Below are 20,818 nucleotides of genomic sequence, written 5' to 3'. Positions count from 1 at the left end.
CGGCCTCGATGTCGAGCTTGACCGACGGGCCGAAGACGGGAGCCGGGTCGGCGGGCGCCTTGCGCTGCCCGGAGGGGCGGACCACGTCGGTGCCGGAGACGACGATCGTGCCCGAACGCCCGTGGTAACCGATGGGCAGGTGCTTCCAGTTGGGGGTGAGCGCGTCCCCGTCGGGACGGAAGATGCGGCCGACGTTGGTGGCGTGGTGCTCGCTCGCGTAGAAGTCGACGTAGTCGGCGACCTCGTACGGCAGGTGCAGCACGACCCCGTCCAGGGGCAGGAGGTGCGGTTCGACCGTCTCGCGGTGGCCCGGGTCGGTGACCCAGGCGGTCAGCGCGCGGCGCACGTCGCGCCAGGCGGTGCGGCCGGCGGCCAGCAGCGGGTTGAGCGAGCCCTGGGCGAGCAGCCCGGCGTACGGGGACCCGAGCGCGACGGCCACGGCCCCCGCGTCGAGCACGTACCCGCCGATCCGCACACCGACCCGGCGGCGCTGCGGCTCCTCGGGCGTGGAGAAGACGCCGTAGGGGAGGTTGTGCGGCCCGAACGGGTCGCCCTCGGGGACATCGAGGGGGCTCTGCTGGGGCATGGGGTACTGCCTCGCTTTCGACGCGGTCCGGGGGTGTCCCGGGGGCTGGCTGACACGTTACGTGGCGCGTGGGGTCTGTGGGAGGCCGGATTCGGGCGGTATTTATAGGACTTGTCCAAGGGGGTCCGTATCCTTGGCGCCGTGACTTCCGCCCTCCCCTATGCCTTGATCGCCACCGACCTGGACGGGACTCTGCTGCGCGCCGGTGACACCGTCTCCGCCCGCTCGTGCGCGGCGCTCGCGACGGCGCGTGCCGCCGGCGCCCGCCACATCGTCGTCACCGGCCGCCCGGTCCCCCAGATCCGGCACGTCCTGGATGACCTTGGGTACACGGGGCTCGCGGTGTGCGGGCAGGGCGCCCAGGTGTACGACGCGGCGCGCGGACTGCTGCTGCACTCCGTCTCCATGGACCGGGGGCTGGCCGAAATGGCCCTGGGCAAGATCGAGGCGGAGATCGGCGAGGTGTATACGGCGGTCAACCAGGAGGGCCTGGACGCCGAGATGCTGATAGGGCCGGGCTACCGGATGTGGCACCCGCACCTTCCGACGGTCCGCGTGCCGAAGCGGGGCGACCTGTGGTCCGCCCCGATCACGAAGGTGCTGCTCCAGCACCCCCTGCTGGACGACGACGAGCTGACGCGAGTGGCCCGGTCGGTGGTGGGCGACCTGGTGAACGTCACCATGGCGGGGGAGCACACGGTGGAACTCCAGCCGCCGGGCATCGACAAGGCGAGCGGCCTGGCCCGCGCGGCGGAGGCACTGGGCCTCGCGGCCTCGTCGACGATCGCCTTCGGCGACATGCCGAACGACGTCCCGATGTTCGCCTGGTCGGCCCACGGCGTGGCGATGGCGAACGCCCACCGTGAACTGGTGGCCGTCGCCGACGAGGTGACCCTCTCGAACGAGGCGGACGGCATCGCGGTGGTCCTGGAGCGGCTGTACGCCTGAGTGAGGTCCCGGCCCTTCCCGGTGCCGGTTCACCGTCAGGTGCCGCCCGGTGGGGCACCCTCCCACCCGCACCCGGGGAGGCGGGTGGGCGGACATCGCCCGGCCCCCACCCCCCGAGGGGGCGGTGGCGGGCCCGCCCCGCAGGCCCCCTCACCCCGCGGCCCTCGGCAGGCGGCGTTGCCAGGTGCGGTGGTAGAGGATCTCGTCGGACTCGCGGCAGACGACCTCGTTCGACGTGGTGAAGCCGCCCTCGTCGCAGGAGATCTCCGAGCGGGTCTCGATCCTCACGTCCCAGCCCGGTTCCGGGCGGTGGAGGCGGATGCGCCAGTCGGAGCGGGTGTGGGCGGAGAGGGGGTCCGACTGCTGGATCTCGTAGACCTCCCGCCCCTCCTCCTCGTACTCCAGCCCGTCCGGGTACACGCGGGTGCCCCCGTAGCGGGGGTCCACCTCCAGGCGCCAGGTTCCGCGGGCGACGTCGCGTACGACCAGGCGTTCCGGGCGGGGTTCGTCCAGGGTGGCCGGGTAGGAGACGCCCAGCGGTTCCGACTGCTCCGGGGGCTCGAAGGTGATGCCCTCGGGGGCCGTCGGGGCCGTGCGGACCGGGAGTTCCAGGGTGCTGCCCGCGGGGTCGAGGGTCCAGCCGGCCTCCGAGCCGGCACGCGGCCAGATCCACGGCCAGTACGCCGAGGAGAGGGAGAGGCGGATCCGGTGGCCGGGCGGGAAGCGGTGGCCGATGCCGCCCAGGTCGAAGGTGACGTCCTCCCAGGCGCCCGCCGGCCACGGCGCGGCCCGGTCCCGGCCCCGGCGGGCCGACAGGTTCAGCGCACCCCGGGTGACCAGCGTCGACGCCCCGTCCGGGGCCACGTCGCACAGCCGGGCCACGACCTGCCCGTACGGGACGTCCATCCGCAGCCGCAGGGTGACCGAGGGCCGGCCCAGGATCTCCACCGGCTCGGCGGGGACGGGGAATTCGAAGCAGGCCGACTTCGCGTCCTCCTCCCGCTGGTCCGGCGGCAGGTCGGCGTCGTTGCCGAAGGGGAAGAACCGGCCGGCGTCGAGGCCGGTGTGCTGGGGGGAGGCCACGGTCACCGGCGCGCCCTGGAGGCCGTACGAGACGGGCACGATCGACGGTGACGGCCAGGTCTTCTCGCCCACCCAGCGGCCGGGGAGCTCGGCGTACGTGGTCGCCGGGCGGTGCGTGTCGCTGATCCAGGCGCGGAGCAGCGGCTCGTCCATGACCCCCGTGTCGGTGTCCTTCAGCCAGTGGTCCCACCAGCGCAGCGTCTCCTGGAGGAAGCCGATCGCCGGGCCGGGCGGGAGGCCGCGGTCCGGGTACTGGTGCGACCAGGGGCCGATCAGGCCCCGGACGCGGCCGGCGGGCAGGGCGGAGACCAGGCGCAGGACGGTGTCCCGGTAGGGGTCGTGCCAGCCGCCCACCGCGAGGACGGCCGCGCCGATGGCCCCGTAGTCCTCGCAGACGCTGCCGTGGCGCCAGTAGTCGTCGCGGGTCTGGTGGGCGAGCCAGGTGTGGACGAGGGGCTCCAGGCCCTCCAGCCGGTCCAGCCACTGGGTCCGCCAGCCGTCGCCGGCGTACCGGGGGTCCGGTGGCCGGGCGGCGAAGGCGAGCATGGTGGCCGACCAGGCGTGCATGTCGACGGCCAGGACGGAGCCGCCCATGTAGTGCACGTCGTTGTCGAAGCGGTCGTCCGTGGAGCAGACGGTGACGACCGCCTTGAGGGCCTCGGGGGCGAGGGCGGCGATCTGGAGGCTGTTGAAGCCGCCCCAGGAGATCCCGAACATCCCGACCGACCCCGTGCACCACGGCTGGGCCGCGAGCCACTCCACCACCGCGACCCCGTCGGCCAGTTCCCGGGCGTCGTACTCGTCGCCGGGGCGGCCGCCGCTGCAGCCGTGGCCGCGCACGTCCACCCGTACGGAGGCGTAGCCGTGACCGGCGTACCAGGGGTGGCGCTGCCAGTCGCGGGGGGCGGTCCAGTCGGTCAGCCGGTACGGGAGGTACTCCAGCAGGGCGGGGACGGGCCGGTCGGTCACGGGGCGCCAGATGCGGGCGTACAGCTCCACCCCGTCGGGCATCGGGATCCGGACATCCTCGTGGGCGGTCGCGTACGGGAACTCGGTGCGGATGATCATGGGGCTTCGGTCACGCTCCCTCGGTGGGCAGGGTCATCGTGCGGCGCAGCCAGGGCGCCGCCGCGATCACGGCCAGGCCCGCCGCGACCGCGACGGCGCCGTTCACGCCGAAGTAGACGGGGGTGGACACGTGGCCGTAGGCCTTGACGACCTGGGCCTGGATGCCGTTGGCGAGGGCCAGCGAGAGGAACCAGAGGGCCATGGTCTGGCCGGCGTACGCCGAGGGCGCGAGCCGGGTCGTGGCCGACATGCCGGAGGTCTCCAGCAGGACGTCGCCCAGGCCGAGCAGCAGGTACGAGCCGACGATCCACCACGCGGCCATCCGGAAGCCCTCGTCGGCGCCGTGCCCGGAGGTCGGGAGGACCATCAGGAGGAAGGACAGGCCGCCGAGGACCACCCCGATGGCGATCTTGAGGGAGGCGTGCGGCTGACGGCGGCCCATCCGCACCCACAGCCCGGCGACGACGGGGGCCAGGGCCACCTCGAAGGCGCCGAGCGCGGAGGCGTACCAGCCGGCGGGGAAGTGGAAGCCGAGGATCTCGGTCCGGGCGTTGGTCGAGGCCAGCAGCATCATCGTGGAGTAGGCCTGGAAGAGGATGAAGTTGAAGGCGACCGAGGCCAGGAAGAGCACCACGTACGGGCGCAGCCGCCCGCGTTCCGCCGCGGTGACGCGCGGGCTGCGGAACATGACGGTGAAGTAGACCACCGGGGCGATCACCGAGACGAGGGTGAGCAGGTCCACGAAGCGGGGCATCGTCAACCAGCCGATGGCCGCCAGAAGGGTGGCGAGTGCGGCGAGGGCGAGACCCGCGGCGGCGATCCGCCGTACGGCCGTGCGCCGCGCGGCGGGGGGCAGGGCGTGGGTGGCGGAGCCGTCGCGTCCGGGCAGCCGGCGGCGGCCGAGGACGTACTGGGCGAGACCCGCGGTCATGCCGGCGGCGGCGGCGGAGAAGCCCCAGTGCCAGCCCTGGTGCTCGCCGAGCCAGCCGGCGACCAGGGGGCCGGCGAAGGCGCCGATGTTGATGGCCATGTAGTAGAGGGCGAACCCGGCGTCGCGCCGTTCGTCGTCCGTCCGGTAGAGCCGGCCGACCATGCTGGCCACGTTGGGCTTGAGCAGGCCGGTGCCGGCGCTGATCAGGCCGAGGCCGGTCCAGGTCGTGGCGGGGGCGGGAACGGCCATGGCGTAGTGGCCGCAGGCGATGAGGACGCCGCCCCACAGGACGGCGCGGTAGGAGCCGAGGATCCGGTCGGCGAGCCAGCCGCCCGCGACGGAGACGAGGTAGACCATGGTCCCGTAGGCGGCGGCGACGGAGGCGGCGGTGGCCGGGTCCATGCCCAGGCCGCCGTGGGCCACGGCGTCCGCGAAGTAGAGGACGAGGATGGCCTGCATGCCGAGGAAGGAGAACCGCTCCCAGACCTCCAGTCCGGAGAGCGTGGCCAGGCCGCCGGGGTGTCCCAGGAAGCCGTGGTCGTCCCCGGGCGCGGCGGGTGGGGACGGGGTGGCCTCCGGTTCCTTCGGCTGGTCTAGGGCGGTCGTCATTCTGGACAAAACAGATTCTCCGGTTGTTTCGGCTCCCACTGAACATACCGGTGTGGATCGGACGGTGCGCGCGGCTGAGCGGGGGGCCGGCCGGACGGCTGCCGGGCAGGTGCTCTGCGTGATCGAAAACGGACCCGATACGCTGGCTTGAGTGATGGCAGCGACACATTGACAATCCATGTGATCGTCATCGGATCGTCAGCAGACAGGAGTACCCCTCGTGACCGTCGTCGGGCCGTTCGGACTGAGCGTGCGGGACCAGGCTCTTGAGGCCGATGTCCAGGCCGGACTGGCCGCTGTCGAAGCGGGTCTGCTGGAGGCCACCAAGAGCGAAGTCCCCTTCATCACCGAGGCCGCGCAGCACCTGGTGCGCGCCGGGGGCAAGCGGTTCCGGCCGCTGCTGGTGATGCTCGCGGCGCAGTTCGGTGACCCCTACGCGCCCGGAATCGTGCCCTCCGCGGTGGTCGTGGAGCTCACCCACCTGGCCACGCTCTACCACGACGACGTCATGGACGAGGCGGACGTCCGCCGCGGGGTGGAGAGCGCGAACGCCCGCTGGGGCAACTCGGTGGCGGTCCTGACGGGTGACTTCCTGTTCGCCCGTGCGTCGCACATCCTCGCGGACCTCGGGCCGGAAGCCGTGCGCATCCAGGCGGAGGCCTTCGAGCGGCTGGTCACGGGCCAGATCCTGGAGACGGCCGGCCCGCGCGACGGCCGTGACCCGGTCGCCCACTACCTGGACGTCATCGCCGGCAAGACGGGTTCGCTGATCGCCGTCTCCGGCCGCTTCGGCGCGCTGATGTCCGGGGCCGACGAGTCGGTGGTGGACATCCTGACCCAGTACGGCGAGCGCCTCGGCACCGCCTTCCAGCTGGCCGACGACGTCCTCGACATCGCCTCCGACTCGCACGAGTCGGGCAAGACCCCGGGCACCGACCTGCGCGAGGGCATCCCGACGCTGCCCGTGCTGCGGCTGCGGGAGATGGCCGAGCGGGACGGGCGCGAGGAGGACCAGGAGCTCGTGCGCCTGCTGGAAGGGGACCTGACGGACGACGCCCGGCACGCCGAGGTGCTCTCCCGGCTGCGGGTGCACCCCGCGCTGGAGCAGGCCCGCCGGGACACCGTCCAGTACGCGCAGGACGCGCGCGCCATGCTCGCCCCGCTGCCGGACTGCTTCGCGAAGGCGGCCCTGGAGGAGCTGTGCGACGCGGTGGTCCACCGCGCGGGCTGAGCCGCCGGCCTCACACGTACGGAAAAGGGCCCCTCTCCCTCCACGACCCCTACGGGTCGGGGGAGCGGGGCCCTTCCCGTGTCATCCCACGGTCGTACGCGGAGTTGATTCCGGGGGCTGACGCCCCCCGCCCGCCGTTTTGGTCAGATGGATACATCGAAACCCCACCGGATCGGGTGAGTGCGGCGGCAACGGCCGCCCTGGACAAGAGGGCAGGGCTCTGAGATGGCAGCGAACACGAAGACCTCGCGCAAGGCCGCGCGGTACGCCGTACCGGTGGCGGTGGCGGGGGTCGCCGCGGCGACCGCCGCGATGGTCCCGGCCTTCGCCACCGCCGGCGGCCCGGACCTGCCGAAGGTGACGGCGCAGCAGCTGATCGAGAAGGTCGCGGCCTCCGACGTGCAGCAGCTCTCCGGCAGTGCCAAGATCACCACCGACCTGGGCCTGCCCACCCTGGCCACCGGGCTGCTGGGCGGCGCCGGGGTGACGGGCGGCTCCGCGAACCCCGAGGACAAGATCGCCCAGCTGGCGGCCGGCACGCACACGCTGCGCGTCGCGGCGGACGGCCCGGACCGCCAGAAGCTGACCTTCCTCGACGGCAAGGACGAGTACACCCTCGTCCACAACGGCAACGACGTCTGGGGCTACGACAGCAAGTCCAATGAGGCCTTCCACGACAAGGGCGACCGCGCCGGCCAGGACCACAAGACCGGCGACCGGCTCGCGGCCTCCCCGCAGCAGATCGCGCAGGACATCATCAAGCAGGCCGGTCCCACCACCGACATCGGCGTGGGCGACACCGCGCAGATCGCCGGGCGCGACGCCTACCAGCTGGTGCTGAAGCCCAAGCAGAGCGGTTCCACGGTCGGCTCCGTCCAGATCGCCGTCGACGCCAAGAACGGCGTGCCGCTGCGGGTCCAGCTGCTGTCCAGCCAGGGCGGCAAGCCGATCGTCGAAGCGGGCTTCACCCAGGTCGACTTCGGCAAGCCGGCCGCCGACTCCTTCACCTTCACCCCGCCCAAGGGCGCCAAGGTCACCGAGGGTGCCGACAAGGCCAGGGGAGGCAAGGACGCCAAGGGCGGCAAGGACGACGAGCGGTTCAAGGCCCTCGAATCCCTGCCGGGCTTCGGGCAGCTGGCCGGCGGGGACCACGGCAAGGGCGACGTGAAGGTGCTCGGCGAGGGCTGGGCCACGGTCGCGCGGATCGACTCCGGCGCGGGCAAGAGCCTCAAGGACGTGGAGAACGACAAGAACACGCCCAAGGAGGCCAAGCAGTTCCTGAACTCCCTCGGGGACAAGGTCCACGGGAAGTTCGGCGAGGGCCGCATCCTGTCGACCCGCCTGGTCAACGCGCTGATCACGGACGACGGCAAGGTCTACGTCGGCGCCGTCACCAAGGACCAGCTGGTGAAGACGGCCGACGCCGCCAAGTAGCCGAACGAGCGGACGGGGTGGCCCGGGACGTGTGTCCCGGGCCACCCTTGTGCCGTTCCCCTCCTGCGTACAGCACGGCCGCTGTACCGTGAGGGCCATGTCGAGACACGTCACCATCCGCCTGGACGAAGAGTTCCACGACCGCCTCAAGGCGCGCGCGGCGGCGCTGGGGACGACGGTCACCGCGCTGATCACCGAGGTCACGGAACGCGAACTCGACGAGGACCGGAAGAACTTCCTGTCCGGGATAGAGGAGTTCGCGGATCACTGGGGCTACTTCCAGGAGCGGTTCGGCCATTGAAGATCACCATGGAGTGGGCCTGGACCGCACTGGCCCACCATCTGCCGTCGGATCCTGCCGTGTGGGACCCCTCCGGGGTGGCCGCCGCCGTCGCCCGGCACCAGAACGACCTGGTGCTGGTGCCGGAGCAGCCCGCGCCCGACACCGCCTGGCGGGCCGCCGCGTTCCTGCACACCCTCGCCGTCTGCCCGGCGCTGGAATCCCCGATGAACGAGTTCTACGCGGCCGCGGCCACCCGCTCGTACCTGCGGGTGGCGGGGGCGAAGCAGCTGCCCTCGCCCGAGGAGCTCGGCGACCTGGTGGAGGACGCGAAGCTGGGCCGCGCGGATGTCTCCGCGGTGGCGCAGCAGCTCCGGGCCCTCATCCAGGAACCGGTCAGAAGGTGATCTTCCAGCTGTTGATGTAGCCGGTGTCCTGCGCGGCCACGTCCTTGACCTGGAGCTTCCAGACCCCGTTGGCCACCTCGCTCGACGCGTTCACCGTGTAGCTCGCGACCACGTTGTCGGCCGAGTCCGAGCTGGAGGAGTTCTTCAGCCGGTACGCCGTGCCGTCGGGGGCGATCAGGTCGATGACCAGGTCACCGCGGTAGGTGTGGACGATGTTCACGTCGACCTTGGTGGTGGCCGGGGCGTTGCCGCTCACGCCGGAGACCGTGATCGGCGAGGTCGCCGCGGCGCCGGGGGAGTCCGGGATGTTCACGTCCGCGGTGTTCTCGAACGACGGGCCGGGCGGGACCGGGGTGGCCGCGCCGAGGTTCCAGACCGCGTAGGCGATGGCGTCGGAGTTGCGGTCCAGGGCGGTGTCGTCGATGTTCGACGCGGTGTCGCAGGAGGCGTGGTAGCAGGCGTCGAAGGCCCTGCCGGAGGTGCCGCCCCACTTCTGGGCCTGCGCCGCCGTCTTGGTGTAGTCGGCGCCGGAGAACAGGCCGCCGACCGGGACGCCCGCGTTCTTGAACGGGGCGTGGTCGGAGCGGCCGTCGCCCTCGGTCTCGATCTCCGTGGGTATGTTCAGGCCCGCGAAGTACGTCTTGAAGGTCTGCTCGATGGTCGGGTCGTCGTCGTAGACGAAGTAACCCGGGTTCGGGGAGCCGATCATGTCGAAGTTCAGGTAGCCGGAGATCTTCGACTTCTCCGCCGCCGGCAGGCTGTTCACGTAGTACTGCGAGCCGACCAGGCCCAGCTCCTCGGCGCCCCACCAGCCGAAGCGCAGGTGCTTGGTGGGCTGGAGCTGCGCGCGCGAGACGGCCAGTGCCGTCTCCAGGACGGCCGCGGAGCCGGATCCGTTGTCGTTGATGCCGGGGCCCGCGGTCACCGAGTCCAGGTGCGAGCCGCTCATCAGGACCGAGTTCGGGTCGCCGCCCGGCCAGTCGGCGATCAGGTTGTAGCCGGTGGCGCCGCTGGAGGTGAAGGTCTGGAGGGTGGTGGTGAACCCGGCCGCGTCCAGCTTGGCCTTCACGTAGTCGATCGAGGCCTTGTAGCCGGCCCGGCCGTGGGCACGGTTGCCGCTGTTGGCGTTGGCGATCGACTGGAACTGCGCCAGGTGCGCCTTGACGTTGGTCAGCGGGATGTCGGGCGGCGTCGGCGCGGCGACGGCGGCGGGCGCGGCGGCCGGAACGGCCGTGGCGGCCGAGGGAGCGGCGGCGAGTGCGGCGGGGGCGGTGGAGGCGAACAACCCGGCGACCGCGATCGCGGTCACGGCGGCCAGGCGCCGGGAGACGGACAGGCTCATGTGGGGGCTCCGGGATTCCGTGGGGGATGAACCGTCGGGGAATGGGACGGAACGTGTGGGAATCGTGCAGGTGAGCGTTGGTGCGTCAGTGCGAGCCTGATGTTCAGCGAGAGCGTGACTGACCGTCAAGAGCGCAATCCGGTCAGAGTCGTTCGGAATACGGACGATCCCCGGTACGGGGGTTCGTACCGGGGATCGTGTGGGTGTATGGGGACTTGGGGGCCGGGCTCGGTGGAGCCGGGGTCCGTTACGCGGGCTCGCGGCTCGGCGCCGGCGCGGAAGCGGGTCCCGCGGCGGCGGCAACCGCTTCCGCCTCCGCCTCGGCACCGGCCAGCCGGGCCCGGGAGCGGCGGGAGGTCCGCAGTGCGTCCCAGGTCAGCACGACCAGGGCGACCCAGACCAGGCCGAAGCCCGCCCAGCGCTCGGGCGGCATCGCCTCGTGGAAGTAGAGGACGCCGAGCGTGAACTGGAACACCGGCGCCAGGTACTGCAGCAGCCCCAGCGTGGAGAGCGGAACCCGGATCGCGGCGGCCCCGAAGCAGATCAGCGGGATCGCGGTGACCAGCCCCGTCGAGGCCAGCAGCGCCGAGTGCCCGAGTCCCTGTGAGGTGAAGGTGGAGCGGCCCTCCACCCCCAGCCAGAGCAGGTAGCCGAGGGCGGGCAGGAACAGCAGGGCCGTCTCGGCGGTCAGCGATTCCAGGCCGCCCATGGCCAGCTTCTTCTTGATCAGCCCGTAGACGGCGAAGGAACAGGCCAGGGCCAGGGAGATCCACGGCGGCCGCCCGTAGCCCACGGCCAGGACCACGACGGCCGCGAGACCGACCGCGACGGCCGCCCACTGGGCCCGGCGCAGCCGCTCGCCCAGCACCAGGACGCCGAGCGCGATGGTGACGAGGGGGTTGATGAAGTAGCCGAGGCTCGCCTCGACGACATGGCCGTTGTTGACCGACCAGATGTAGAGGCCCCAGTTCACGCTGATCACGGACGCGGCCAGCGCGGTCAGCCCCAGCTTGCGGGGCCGGCGCACCAGCTCGCCGATCCAGCGCCAGCGGCGCAGCGCGAGGAGCGCGACGGCGACCACGGCCAGGGACCACACCATGCGGTGGGCCAGGATCTCGATCGCCCCGGATGGCATGAGCAGGGGCCAGAACAGGGGGACCAGCCCCCACATCCCGTACGCGCCGAATCCGTAGAGCAAACCCGTGCGCTGCTCGTTGTCCGCCTTCACGGGACCTCCAGTGCGACTTCCGGCCAATCTCACAACCTCACGACGGTATCGCCGCGCGGGGCTGCTGTCATGCCCGTTTGATGGAGATACTCATGACACTGCGGAGCGGTGCCGGGGTGTGCGGGGGCGTGCGGGTGGCGCCGGGGCGGGTTGCGCCGGCGCGGTTACGCCAGGGCGGCCGTGATGGCCTCGGCCACCGGGGTCGTCGGCCGCCCGATCAGGCGCGCCAGGTCACCGCTGGTGCCGGCCAGCCGGCCGCGGGAGATCGCCGCGTCCACGTCGACGATGACCGCCGCGAAACCCTCGGGCACCCCGGCGCCGGTCAGCACCTCCAGGTGGGCGTCGCCCGGCACCGCGGAGTAGGCCACCTCGCGCCCGGACTGCCGCGCCACCTCGGCGGCGTACTCGGACAGGCTCCAGGCGGTGTCCCCCGAGAGCTCGTACACCCGGTTCAGGTGGCCCTCGCCGGTCAGCACCACGGCCGCGGCCGCTGCGTAGTCGGCCCGCGCCGCCGACGCGACCCGGCCCTCGCCCGCGCTGGCGACCACCGCGCCGTGCTCCAGGACGACGGGCAGCTGGGCGGTGTAGTTCTCGTGGTACCAGCCGTTGCGCAGGAAGGTGTAGGGGAGGCCGGAGTCGAGGATGGCCCGCTCGGTGGCGTTGTGCTCGGTGGCCAGCTCGAAGTCCGCCTCGGGTCCGCCGAGGATGCCGGTGTAGGCGAGCTGGGCCACCCCGGCGGCAGCCGCCGCCTCGATCACGGCGGTGTGCTGCGGGACCCGGCGGCCGACCTCGTTGCCGGAGATCAGCAGGACCCGCTCGCCGGCCCGGAAGGCGCCGGCCAGGCTCGCGGGGTCGTCGTAGTCGGCGACCCGTACCTCGATGCCGCGCGCCGCCAGGTCGGCGGCCTTGTCCTTGTCGCGTACGACGACGGCCAGCTCGGCGGCGGGAACCCGGGTCAGCAGCTCCTCGACGACGAGGCGGCCGAGGGCTCCGGTGGCTGCGGTGACGACGATGCTCATGGTGCGCTCCTGTGGTGGGTGCGGTGATACTCACTAGCGTACAGAAAGCGCTAACTTTTAGAAAGTGCTTGCCTCGGGTCCGGGTACGACGAAGCCCGGACCCCGTGGGTACGGGATCCGGGCCTCGTCGTTCTTCCTTCTTCGGTTCAGCCGACGACGGTCCAGGTGTCGCTGCCGGCGAGCAGCGTCCCGAGGTCCCCCTTGCCGCGCTGGTCGACCGCGGTCTCCAGCTGGTCGGCCATGAGGGTGTCGTACACCGGCCGCTGGACGTCGCGGAAGACGCCGATGGGGGTGCGGTGGAGGGTGTGGGGGTCGGCGAGGCGGGAGAGGGCGAAGGCGGTGGTGGGGCTGGCGGCGTGGGCGTCGTGGACGAGGATCCGCGCCTCGTTCTCCGCGGTCACCTCCACGGCTTCCAGGTCCCCGGTGCGTTCGTTGCGGATGACGCCCTTGGTCAGGCCGGCGCCGAAGCGGATCGGCTGCCCGTGTTCCAGGCGGATGACGGCTTCTTCGGCCTGGTCCTTGTCCTTGAGGGCGTCGAAGGCGCCGTCGTTGAAGATGTTGCAGTTCTGGTAGATCTCCACCAGGGCGGTTCCGGGGTGGTCGGCGGCCTGGCGCAGGACCTCGGTGAGGTGTTTGCGGTCGGAGTCCACGGTCCGGGCGACGAAGGAGGCCTCGGCGCCCAGGGCGAGGGAGACCGGGTTGAAGGGGGCGTCCAGGGAGCCCATCGGCGTCGACTTGGTGATCTTGCCGAGTTCGGAGGTGGGGGAGTACTGGCCCTTGGTGAGGCCGTAGATCCGGTTGTTGAAGAGGAGGATCTTGAGGTTGACGTTGCGGCGGAGGGCGTGGATGAGGTGGTTGCCGCCGATGGAGAGGGCGTCGCCGTCGCCGGTGACGACCCAGACGGAGAGGTCGCGGCGGGAGGTGGCGAGGCCGGTGGCGATGGCGGGGGCGCGGCCGTGGATGGAGTGCATCCCGTAGGTGTTCATGTAGTACGGGAAGCGGGAGGAGCAGCCGATGCCGGAGACGAAGACGATGTTCTCGCGGGCGAGGCCGAGTTCGGGCATGAAGCCCTGGACGGCGGCGAGGACGGCGTAGTCACCGCAGCCCGGACACCAGCGGACCTCCTGGTCCGACTTGAAGTCCTTCATCGACTGCTTCGCCTCGGCCTTGGGCACCAGCGAAAGCAGGGTCGGGGCGTCGGTCACCTCAGTCATTGATGGCCTCCTTGAGGACCGTCGCGAGCTGCTCCGCCTTGAACGGCATTCCGTTGACCTGGTTGTACGACTGGGCGTCGACCAGGTACTTCGCCCGGATCAGGGTGGCCAGCTGTCCGAGGTTCATCTCCGGCACCACTACCTTGTCGTAACGCTTCAGGACCTCCCCGAGATTCCCCGGGAAGGGGTTGAGATGGCGTAGGTGGGCCTGTGCCACGGGGCTCCCCGTGGCGCGCAGCCGGCGGACGGCGGCCGTGATCGGCCCGTACGTCGAACCCCAGCCGAGGACCAGGGTCCGTGCGCCGTCGGGGTCGTCGACTTCCAGGTCGGGGACCTGGATGCCGTCGATCTTGGCCTGGCGGGTGCGGACCATGTGGTCGTGGTTGGCCGGGTCGTAGGAGATGTTGCCCGTGCCGTCCTGCTTCTCGATCCCGCCGATGCGGTGTTCCAGGCCCGGGGTGCCGGGGACGGCCCAGGGGCGGGCGAGGGTCTGCGGGTCCCGCTTGTAGGGCCAGAATACCTCGGTGCCGTCGGCGAGCTCGTGGTTGGGGCCCGTGGCGAACTGCACGCTCAGGTCCGGCAGGTCGGCGACGTCCGGGATCCGCCAGGGCTCGGAGCCGTTGGCGAGGTAGCCGTCGGAGAGCAGGAAGACCGGTGTGCGGTAGGTCAGGGCGATCCGGGCCGCGTCGAGCGCGGCGTCGAAGCAGTCCGCGGGGGTGCGCGGGGCGACGACGGGGACGGGGGCCTCGCCGTTGCGCCCGTACATGGCCTGCAGGAGGTCCGCCTGCTCGGTCTTGGTCGGCAGACCCGTCGAGGGGCCGCCGCGCTGGATGTCCACGATGAGCAGGGGAAGTTCCAGGGAGACCGCCAGGCCGATGGTCTCGGACTTCAGGGCCACGCCGGGGCCCGAGGTCGTGGTCACGCCCAGGGCCCCGCCGAAGGCGGCGCCCAGGGCTGCGCCGATGCCGGCGATCTCGTCCTCGGCCTGGAAGGTCCGCACGCCGAAGTTCTTGTGCTTGGACAGCTCGTGCAGGATGTCGGAGGCCGGGGTGATCGGGTAGGAGCCCAGGTAGAGCGGCAGATCGGCCTGGCGGGCCGCCGTGATCAGCCCGTAGGACAGGGCCAGGTTCCCGGAGATGTTGCGGTAGGTGCCGGTGGGGAAGGCCTTCGTGGCGGGGGCGACCTCGTAGGAGACGGCGAAGTCCTCCGTGGTCTCGCCGAAGTTCCAGCCCGCCCGGAACGCGGCCACGTTCGCCTCGGCGATCTCCGGCTTCTTCGCGAACTTCTGCCGCAGGAACGACTCCGTGCCCTCCGTGGGACGGTGGTACATCCACGACAGCAGGCCCAGCGCGAACATGTTCTTGCTGCGCTCGGCCTCCTTGCGGGTGAGGCCGAAGTCCTTGAGCGCCTCGACCGTGAGCGTGGTCAGCGGTACCTGGTGGATGCTGTAGGCGTCGAGGGAGCCGTCTTCCAGCGGGGAGGTCTCGTAGCCGACCTTGGCCATCGGACGCTTGGTGAACTCGTCCGTGTTGATGATGATCTCCGCGCCGCGGGGGACGTCGGCGATGTTGGCCTTGAGGGCGGCGGGGTTCATCGCGACCAGCACGTTCGGTGCGTCGCCGGGGGTGAGGATGTCGTGGTCCGCGAAGTGCAGCTGGAACGAGGACACCCCGGGCAGGGTCCCGGCGGGGGCGCGGATCTCGGCGGGGAAGTTCGGCAGCGTCGAGAGGTCGTTGCCGAAGGACGCCGTCTCCGAGGTGAAACGGTCACCCGTCAGCTGCATACCGTCACCCGAGTCACCCGCGAAACGGATGATCACCCGGTCGACACGGCGGATCTCCTTGCCGGCTCCATCGTGCTGAGGCGCGCTGCGCTGCTCACCGATGGCCCCGCCGGCCCCGTCGGCCTGCTCGGCCGGGCTACTGACCTGGCTGGTCACTGAACTGGACCTCCTTCGAGGCGCGGGCGTTCACTCCCAAGGCCAACCCTACGTCCGTGACGTCATCCGTCCCTGGGTCGCCCGCATTCTGGACCTTCCCTCGCGGGTCGGTCTTTCCGACAGACGTCGTGCTCTACTCGAAATATTCCAAATCACCTGGCCGTCGCGCGGCGGCGGCGCCGCGCGACCCGACTGACAGACTCTCAGTCGATCAAGACCTGAGGTAGGTCAGAACAGCCAGTACACGCCGGTGATCCCCGTCACTCGGAGACAGGCCCAGCTTCATGAAGATATTGCTGACGTGCTTCTCCACGGCCCCGTCACTCACCACGAGCTGCCTGGCCACAGCGGAATTCGTCCGTCCCTCCGCCATCAGTCCGAGCACCTCGCGCTCGCGCGGGGTCAGCCCCGCCAGGACGTCCTGCTTGCGGCTGCGGCCCAGCAGCTGCGCCACCACCTCGGGATCCAGGGCCGTACCGCCCTGCGCCACCCGGACGACGGCGTCGAGGAACTCCCGCACATCGGCCACGCGGTCCTTCAGCAGATACCCCACCCCGGTGCTGGAACCGGCCAGCAGTTCGGTGGCGTACTGCTCCTCCACGTACTGCGACAGCACGAGCACCCCGATCCCCGGATGGTCGCGCCGCAGCTGAACGGCGGCCCGTACGCCCTCGTCGGTGTGGGTCGGCGGCATCCGTACGTCGGCCACCACCACGTCCGGCAGCGCCCCCTCGGCCGCCAGGTCCCCCACCGTCTTGATCAGGGCTTCCGCGTCCCCGACGCCCGCCACGACGTCATGCCCCCGGTCGGTCAGCAGCCTGGTCAGGCCCTCACGGAGCAGCACTGAATCCTCGGCGATGACGACCCGCACCCTGTTTTCCACGTTGTGAAGCTCCCGCCACTCGCATACCCACCTGGCATGCCAAGCATCCCAGCCGAACCTCCGATTCCGGTCCGGCTGGGATCAAGGACGGGCCCCGCGCGCCCAAGGCTGACGGGGCTAGGGGGCGTCCCGCCAGGGGAGCTCGGCCGTGACCACCGTGCCCCGGCCCTCCGCCGAGTCCACGACCAGCACGCCGTCCATCGCGTCCAGCCGCTCCGCGAGCCCGGCCGGCAGCGCCGTCCCACCGGAGGCGGCGTCTCCGCCGTGGCCGTCGTCCGCGACCCGGATCATCAGCCGCTGCCCGGACCTCCACACGTCCACGCCGGCGCTCCGCGCCCCCGCGTGCCCGCGGACGTTCCGCAGCAGCTCGGACACGGTGAAGTACGCGATCCCCTCGATCGCCGGAGCGGGCCGGGCCGGCAGGTCCACCTCCACCCGCACCGGGACGGCGCACCGCGCCGCCACCGCCGACAGCGCCGCGTCCAGCCCCCGGTCGGTCAGCACGGCGGGGTGGATCCCCCGCGCCAGGTCCCGCAGCTCCCGCAGGGCGACCTTGACCTCCCCGTGCGCCTCGTCCACCATCCGGGCGGCGGCCCGCGGGTCCTCGGCCAGCTTCTCCTTCGCCAGCCCGAGGTCCATGGCCAGCGCCGCCAGGCGCGCCTGGGCCCCGTCGTGCAGCTCCCGCTCGATGCGCCGCAGGTCGGCCGCGGCGGTGTCGACGACCACCCCGCGGCCGGACTCCAGCTCACTGACCCGGTCGTCGAGCCGGGACCGGCCCAGCAGGCCAGTGACCAGCACCCGGTCGACGGCCACCAGGCCGCGGACGACCCAGGGGGCGGTCAGGGTGAAGACCAGCCCGAGTGCGCTCGCGGCGGCGATGGTCAGCGGCGAATCGAGGTAGAAGGTGTAGTCGCCGTTCTGGAACAGCTGGAGCCCCGGCTGGTCGGTGAAGGCCGGGAAGACCCAGAACCACAGCGGGTACAGCAGCATGCTCCACCCGTAGCCCCAGAGCGTGAGCGCGAGACAGAAGGCGAACAGCGCCCAGGGAAAGTGGATCACCGAGTACAGCACGTGCCGCCAGGCGCTGCCGCTCTTCAGCAACGCCCCCAGCGCGGCCGGCACCCCCGGTTTCCCCGCCCGCACCGGCGCCGGATCACGCACCGGCACCCGCAGCAGCCCCCGCACCCGGGCCCGCTCCACGATCCCGAACCCCCGGCACATGGCGAGCACCCCGGCCAGCACGGGCACCCCGACGAAGGTCACGAGCAGCCCGGCCCCAGTGGCCAGCCCGGCGATGGCGAGCCCGAAGTACACACAGCTCAGCGGCAGCCCGACGACCAGATACAACAACCCCCGCCAGGTCCGCCCGGCCACGGGCGCCCACACCACATCCCGAACCTCCGCCATGCTCCCGACCCACCCTTCATCCCGTTCGCCAACCCCTCCACCCTCCGCCGCCCCCCTGCCCCCGAACCATCCGGCGGGTCGGCGTCCCATCAGGGGGGTTAACCCCACCCACACGGCTCCGCGCAGCGGCACCCGCACCCCCGGACGACCCCGCCCCGCGGAACGGCAGCCCCCTCAGCCGCGCGAGCGCCACGGCAACTCCGCCACCACCACCGTCCCCGCCCCCACGGCGGACTCCACCACGAACCCCCCGTCAACGGCCCGCACCCGCTCCGCGAGCCCCGCCAGCCCGCTCCCCCCGGACACCCCGTCATCGGCGACGCGGATCAGCAGCCGCGCCCCCTCCCGCCACACCTCGACCCCCGCACCCCGCGCCTGCGCGTGCTTGCTCACGTTCTGCAGCAGCTCCGACACCACGAAGTACGCGATCCCCTCGATCGCCTCCGCCGGCCGCTCCTCCAGCCGCACCGACACCTTCACCGGCACCAGGCACCGCGCCGCCACCGCCGACAGCGCCGCGTCCAGCCCCCGGTCGGTCAGCACCGCCGGATGGATCCCCCGTGCCAGGTCCCGCAGCTCCTGCAGGGCGAGCTTGACCTCCCCGTGCGCCTCGTCGACCATCGCCGCCGCACCCTCGGGGTCCTCCAGCAGCTTCTCCTTGGCCAGGCCCAGCCCCATCGCCAGCGCCACCAGCCGCGCCTGCGCCCCGTCGTGCAGGTCCCGTTCGATCCGCCGCAGGTCGGCCGCCGCCGTGTCCACGACCACCCCGCGCCCCGACTCCAGCTCGGCGATCCGCCGCTCCAGCCCGTCGGAGGGCGACAGCAGACCCCGTACCATCAGGCGGTCGAGGTTCGCGAGCAGCCGGACGACATACGGCAGCACCGGCCACAGCACGAACAGCCCCACCAGGGCGATACTGAAGGTCAGCACCCCCCAGGGCAGCCGGACCAGCTCGAACAGCACGGTCCGCCACGCCACCGGGTCCTTGATCCCCGCCCACAGCCAGGGGAAGAACCCGCCGGAGCGGCTCGGCCCCGGCAGCGCACTCGGCTCGTCGACCCGCACACCCAGCAGGGCCCGCGCCCGTCCGCGTTCGAGCTTCCCCAGCAGCCGGGACAGATACAGGCCGACCACCAGCACCGGCAGCCCGACCACCGTCACGGCCAGCCCGCCGGCCGTCGCAAGCATGACAACCGTGTAAACAAAACCGATCAACGCCACCGGCAGATTGGTCAGCAGGTAGGCGATCTCCTTCCACGTGACCCCGTCAAAAGCGGGACGGACGGGAGGAAGGGCGGGGGCATGATCGTTCGCGGTCATGCGGCCAGCCTGCCAATTGCACCCCGGCAAAGCCATGGGGTGACCAGGCGGGAGTAAACGGGGGGTAACCCCACCCTGTGCGGACCAGGGCCTAGACTCCCGTCCGTACCAGATCAACGAGAACGTCGACAGTGGCCGAGGAGCGAGGAACGGACGTGCCCGAACCAACGGTATCGACCGGGGCCGTGACCGCCGCGGACTACTTCCACAGCTATTCGGTCGTCGGCCTGCTCGCCGTCCTCGGCGTGCTCTTCGTCGCCGTGGCCTTCGGCGCCGGCCGCCTGCTGCGGCCCGTGGTCCCGACCCCCGAGAAGCTGCTGACGTACGAGTGCGGTGTGGACCCCGTGGGAGAGGGCTGGGCGCACACCCAGGTCCGCTACTACGTCTACGCCTTCCTCTACGTCATCTTCGCCGTCGACTCGATCTTCCTCTTCCCGTGGGCGACGGTGTTCGCCGCCGCCGGCTACGGAGCCACGACCCTGGTGGAGATGTTCGTCTTCCTGGGATTCCTGGCCGTCGGCCTGCTCTACGCGTACAAGAAGGGCGTCCTCGAATGGACGTGACACCGGCCGCCGTGACCCCGGAGCCCGTTTCCCTCCCGGAACCCAGGCGCCTGGGGGTCCTCTCCCGTCTGGCCCCCGAGCCGATGAAGGTGGTCCTGAACTGGGGCCGCCGCTACAGCCTGTGGGTCTTCAACTTCGGGCTCGCCTGCTGCGCGATCGAGTTCATCGCCGCGTCCATGGCCCGTCACGACTTCATCCGCCTGGGTGTCATCCCGTTCGCGCCGGGCCCGCGCCAGGCCGACCTGATGATCGTCTCGGGCACGGTGACGGACAAGATGGCCCCGGCCGTCAAGCGGCTCTACGAGCAGATGCCCGAGCCGAAGTACGTCATCTCCTTCGGCGCCTGCTCCAACTGCGGCGGCCCGTACTGGGACTCGTACTCGGTCACCAAGGGCGTCGACCAGATCATCCCCGTCGACGTCTACGTGCCCGGCTGCCCGCCGCGCCCCGAGGCGCTGCTGCAGGGCATCCTCAAGCTCCAGGAGAAGATCGCCCGGGAGTCGCTGGCCGAGCGGTACGCGGACCGGCCGTCCGTCGCGCAGCTCACCAGCGGACTGGTCACGCCCCCGCCCGCCCCGGGGGCCGGCGCGTGAACCTCTACGACTCCCTCCCCGACGCGGCCCCGACCGTCTTCGGCGCCGAGGCCGTGGCCTCCGTCGCGTACGACGTCCTCACGGTGGACGTCCCGGCCGGATCCTGGATCGCTTCGCTGGAGATCGCCCGCGACAAGCTGGGCTGCACCTTCTTCGACTGGCTGAGCGCCGTCGACGAGCCGGGCACCGGCTTCCGGATCTGCGCGCACGTCGTCGCCCTGGAGGGCGGCCGTGTCCGCCGCCTCCTGCTCCGCACGACCGTCCCGCACGCCTCCCCGTCCCTCCCGTCGGCCGTCGCCGTCTACGCGGGAGCCGCCTGGCACGAGCGCGAGACGTACGAGATGTTCGGCGTGACCTTCACCGACCACCCGAACCTCGTCCACCTCCTCCTGCCCGAGAACTTCGAGGGCCACCCGCTGCGCAAGGACTTCGTCCTGGCGGCCCGGGTCGCCAAGGCGTGGCCCGGCGCCAAGGAGCCGGGCGAGGCGCACGACCCGGACGCGCCCAAGCGCCGCCAGATGCTTCCGCCCGGCGTCCCGGACCCGAACGAGTGGGGCCCCCTCAAGGGCCAGCTCCCCCCTGCCCCGGCCCGCCCGGCCCGCACCCCCCGTGCCGCCGGCGCGGCGGCCCGCACCCCGCGCGAGGGCGCCCCGGCCCCCCGCGTCCGCCCGGGCGCGGAGGCGGAGGCCGTCCCGGAGGCGGCCCCCGACACCACCCGCCCGCCCCGCCGCAC

19 protein-coding genes are annotated in these 20,818 nt (G+C 71.8%); 8 read left to right on the top strand and 11 right to left on the bottom strand.

Annotated elements, in window-relative coordinates:
• Window positions 1-586 (bottom strand): fumarylacetoacetase (locus tag VR44_RS08625; protein WP_045946807.1); only part of this gene is annotated, 586 nt, incomplete at its 3' end.
• A 141-nt stretch (window positions 587-727) separates the two neighbouring features.
• On the opposite strand from VR44_RS08625, the gene VR44_RS08620 reads away from it, so the two are divergent.
• Complete coding sequence (locus VR44_RS08620) at window positions 728-1,534, top strand: HAD family hydrolase (RefSeq protein WP_045946806.1); 807 nt, start codon at window positions 728-730, stop codon at window positions 1,532-1,534.
• Window positions 1,535-1,684: 150 nt separating this feature from the next.
• Here VR44_RS08620 and VR44_RS08615 read toward each other — a convergent pair whose 3' ends face one another.
• Window positions 1,685-3,685 (bottom strand): CocE/NonD family hydrolase, encoded by a 2,001-nt coding sequence (locus tag VR44_RS08615; protein ID WP_045946805.1) that lies wholly within the window; start codon window positions 3,683-3,685, stop codon window positions 1,685-1,687.
• Between the two features lie 10 nt (window positions 3,686-3,695).
• On the bottom strand, window positions 3,696-5,225 hold the full coding sequence (locus tag VR44_RS08610) for a peptide MFS transporter (protein WP_045946804.1): 1,530 nt from the start codon (window positions 5,223-5,225) through the stop codon (window positions 3,696-3,698).
• Between the two features lie 220 nt (window positions 5,226-5,445).
• On the opposite strand from VR44_RS08610, the gene VR44_RS08605 reads away from it, so the two are divergent.
• The 4 genes from VR44_RS08605 to VR44_RS08590 all read left to right on the top strand — a co-directional run bounded on the left by VR44_RS08605 (window position 5,446) and on the right by VR44_RS08590 (window position 8,577).
• Entirely contained in the window at window positions 5,446-6,456 is a 1,011-nt protein-coding gene (locus VR44_RS08605; RefSeq protein WP_045946803.1) for a polyprenyl synthetase family protein, read from the top strand.
• A gap of 225 nt (window positions 6,457-6,681) precedes the next feature.
• Window positions 6,682-7,890 (top strand): LolA family protein, encoded by a 1,209-nt coding sequence (locus VR44_RS08600; RefSeq protein ID WP_045946802.1) that lies wholly within the window; start codon window positions 6,682-6,684, stop codon window positions 7,888-7,890.
• Window positions 7,891-7,987: 97 nt separating this feature from the next.
• Complete coding sequence (locus VR44_RS08595; protein WP_237293031.1) at window positions 7,988-8,191, top strand: ribbon-helix-helix domain-containing protein; 204 nt, start codon at window positions 7,988-7,990, stop codon at window positions 8,189-8,191.
• Window positions 8,188-8,577 carry a hypothetical protein gene (locus tag VR44_RS08590; protein ID WP_245691643.1) on the top strand — a complete coding sequence of 130 codons (390 nt, stop codon included), beginning with the start codon at window positions 8,188-8,190 and terminating at the stop codon, window positions 8,575-8,577. Before VR44_RS08595 ends, VR44_RS08590 begins: the two co-directional genes overlap by 4 nt.
• Here VR44_RS08590 and VR44_RS08585 read toward each other — a convergent pair.
• The 8 genes from VR44_RS08585 to VR44_RS08550 form a co-directional block, all read right to left on the bottom strand.
• Window positions 8,567-9,919: a M28 family metallopeptidase gene (locus tag VR44_RS08585; RefSeq protein ID WP_045946800.1), complete on the bottom strand. Its 1,353-nt coding sequence runs from the start codon at window positions 9,917-9,919 to the stop codon at window positions 8,567-8,569. The genes VR44_RS08590 and VR44_RS08585 overlap by 11 nt on opposite strands.
• A gap of 247 nt (window positions 9,920-10,166) precedes the next feature.
• Window positions 10,167-11,147, bottom strand: coding sequence for an EamA family transporter RarD (rarD, locus tag VR44_RS08580; RefSeq protein WP_045946799.1), 981 nt, complete (start codon window positions 11,145-11,147; stop codon window positions 10,167-10,169).
• Window positions 11,148-11,311: 164 nt separating this feature from the next.
• Window positions 11,312-12,166: an NAD(P)H-binding protein gene (locus VR44_RS08575; protein WP_045946798.1), complete on the bottom strand. Its 855-nt coding sequence runs from the start codon at window positions 12,164-12,166 to the stop codon at window positions 11,312-11,314.
• Between the two features lie 146 nt (window positions 12,167-12,312).
• Window positions 12,313-13,371, bottom strand: a complete 1,059-nt coding sequence (locus VR44_RS08570; protein ID WP_094191504.1) for a 2-oxoacid:ferredoxin oxidoreductase subunit beta — start codon at window positions 13,369-13,371, stop codon at window positions 12,313-12,315.
• Window position 13,372: 1 nt separating this feature from the next.
• Window positions 13,373-15,319: a 2-oxoacid:acceptor oxidoreductase subunit alpha gene (locus VR44_RS08565; protein WP_045946796.1), complete on the bottom strand. Its 1,947-nt coding sequence runs from the start codon at window positions 15,317-15,319 to the stop codon at window positions 13,373-13,375.
• 211 nt (window positions 15,320-15,530) lie between these two features.
• Window positions 15,531-16,190, bottom strand: coding sequence for a response regulator transcription factor (locus VR44_RS08560; protein WP_045946795.1), 660 nt, complete (start codon window positions 16,188-16,190; stop codon window positions 15,531-15,533).
• A gap of 129 nt (window positions 16,191-16,319) precedes the next feature.
• Window positions 16,320-17,609 carry a sensor histidine kinase gene (locus tag VR44_RS08555; RefSeq protein WP_045946794.1) on the bottom strand — a complete coding sequence of 430 codons (1,290 nt, stop codon included), beginning with the start codon at window positions 17,607-17,609 and terminating at the stop codon, window positions 16,320-16,322.
• A 174-nt stretch (window positions 17,610-17,783) separates the two neighbouring features.
• A complete protein-coding gene (locus tag VR44_RS08550) occupies window positions 17,784-18,929 on the bottom strand; it encodes a sensor histidine kinase (protein ID WP_045946793.1) in 1,146 nt (381 codons plus the stop codon).
• Between the two features lie 155 nt (window positions 18,930-19,084).
• Between VR44_RS08550 and VR44_RS08545 the strand changes: the two genes are divergently transcribed.
• From VR44_RS08545 to VR44_RS08535, 3 genes are all read left to right on the top strand, one after another.
• Window positions 19,085-19,492 (top strand): NADH-quinone oxidoreductase subunit A, encoded by a 408-nt coding sequence (locus VR44_RS08545; protein WP_045946792.1) that lies wholly within the window; start codon window positions 19,085-19,087, stop codon window positions 19,490-19,492.
• Window positions 19,483-20,085, top strand: a complete 603-nt coding sequence (locus VR44_RS08540) for an NADH-quinone oxidoreductase subunit B (RefSeq protein ID WP_045946791.1) — start codon at window positions 19,483-19,485, stop codon at window positions 20,083-20,085. The genes VR44_RS08545 and VR44_RS08540 overlap by 10 nt, the downstream gene beginning before the upstream one ends.
• Window positions 20,082-20,818, top strand: a 737-nt coding sequence (locus VR44_RS08535) for an NADH-quinone oxidoreductase subunit C (protein ID WP_045946790.1), incomplete at its 3' end; no start/stop codon positions are given. The genes VR44_RS08540 and VR44_RS08535, both read left to right, overlap by 4 nt.

This window comes from Streptomyces katrae (assembly GCF_000966975.1).
Taxonomy (GTDB): domain Bacteria; phylum Actinomycetota; class Actinomycetes; order Streptomycetales; family Streptomycetaceae; genus Streptomyces; species Streptomyces katrae.
Note: the sequence above shows the minus strand (reverse complement) of the source record. Positions and strands in the feature narration are given on the sequence as shown.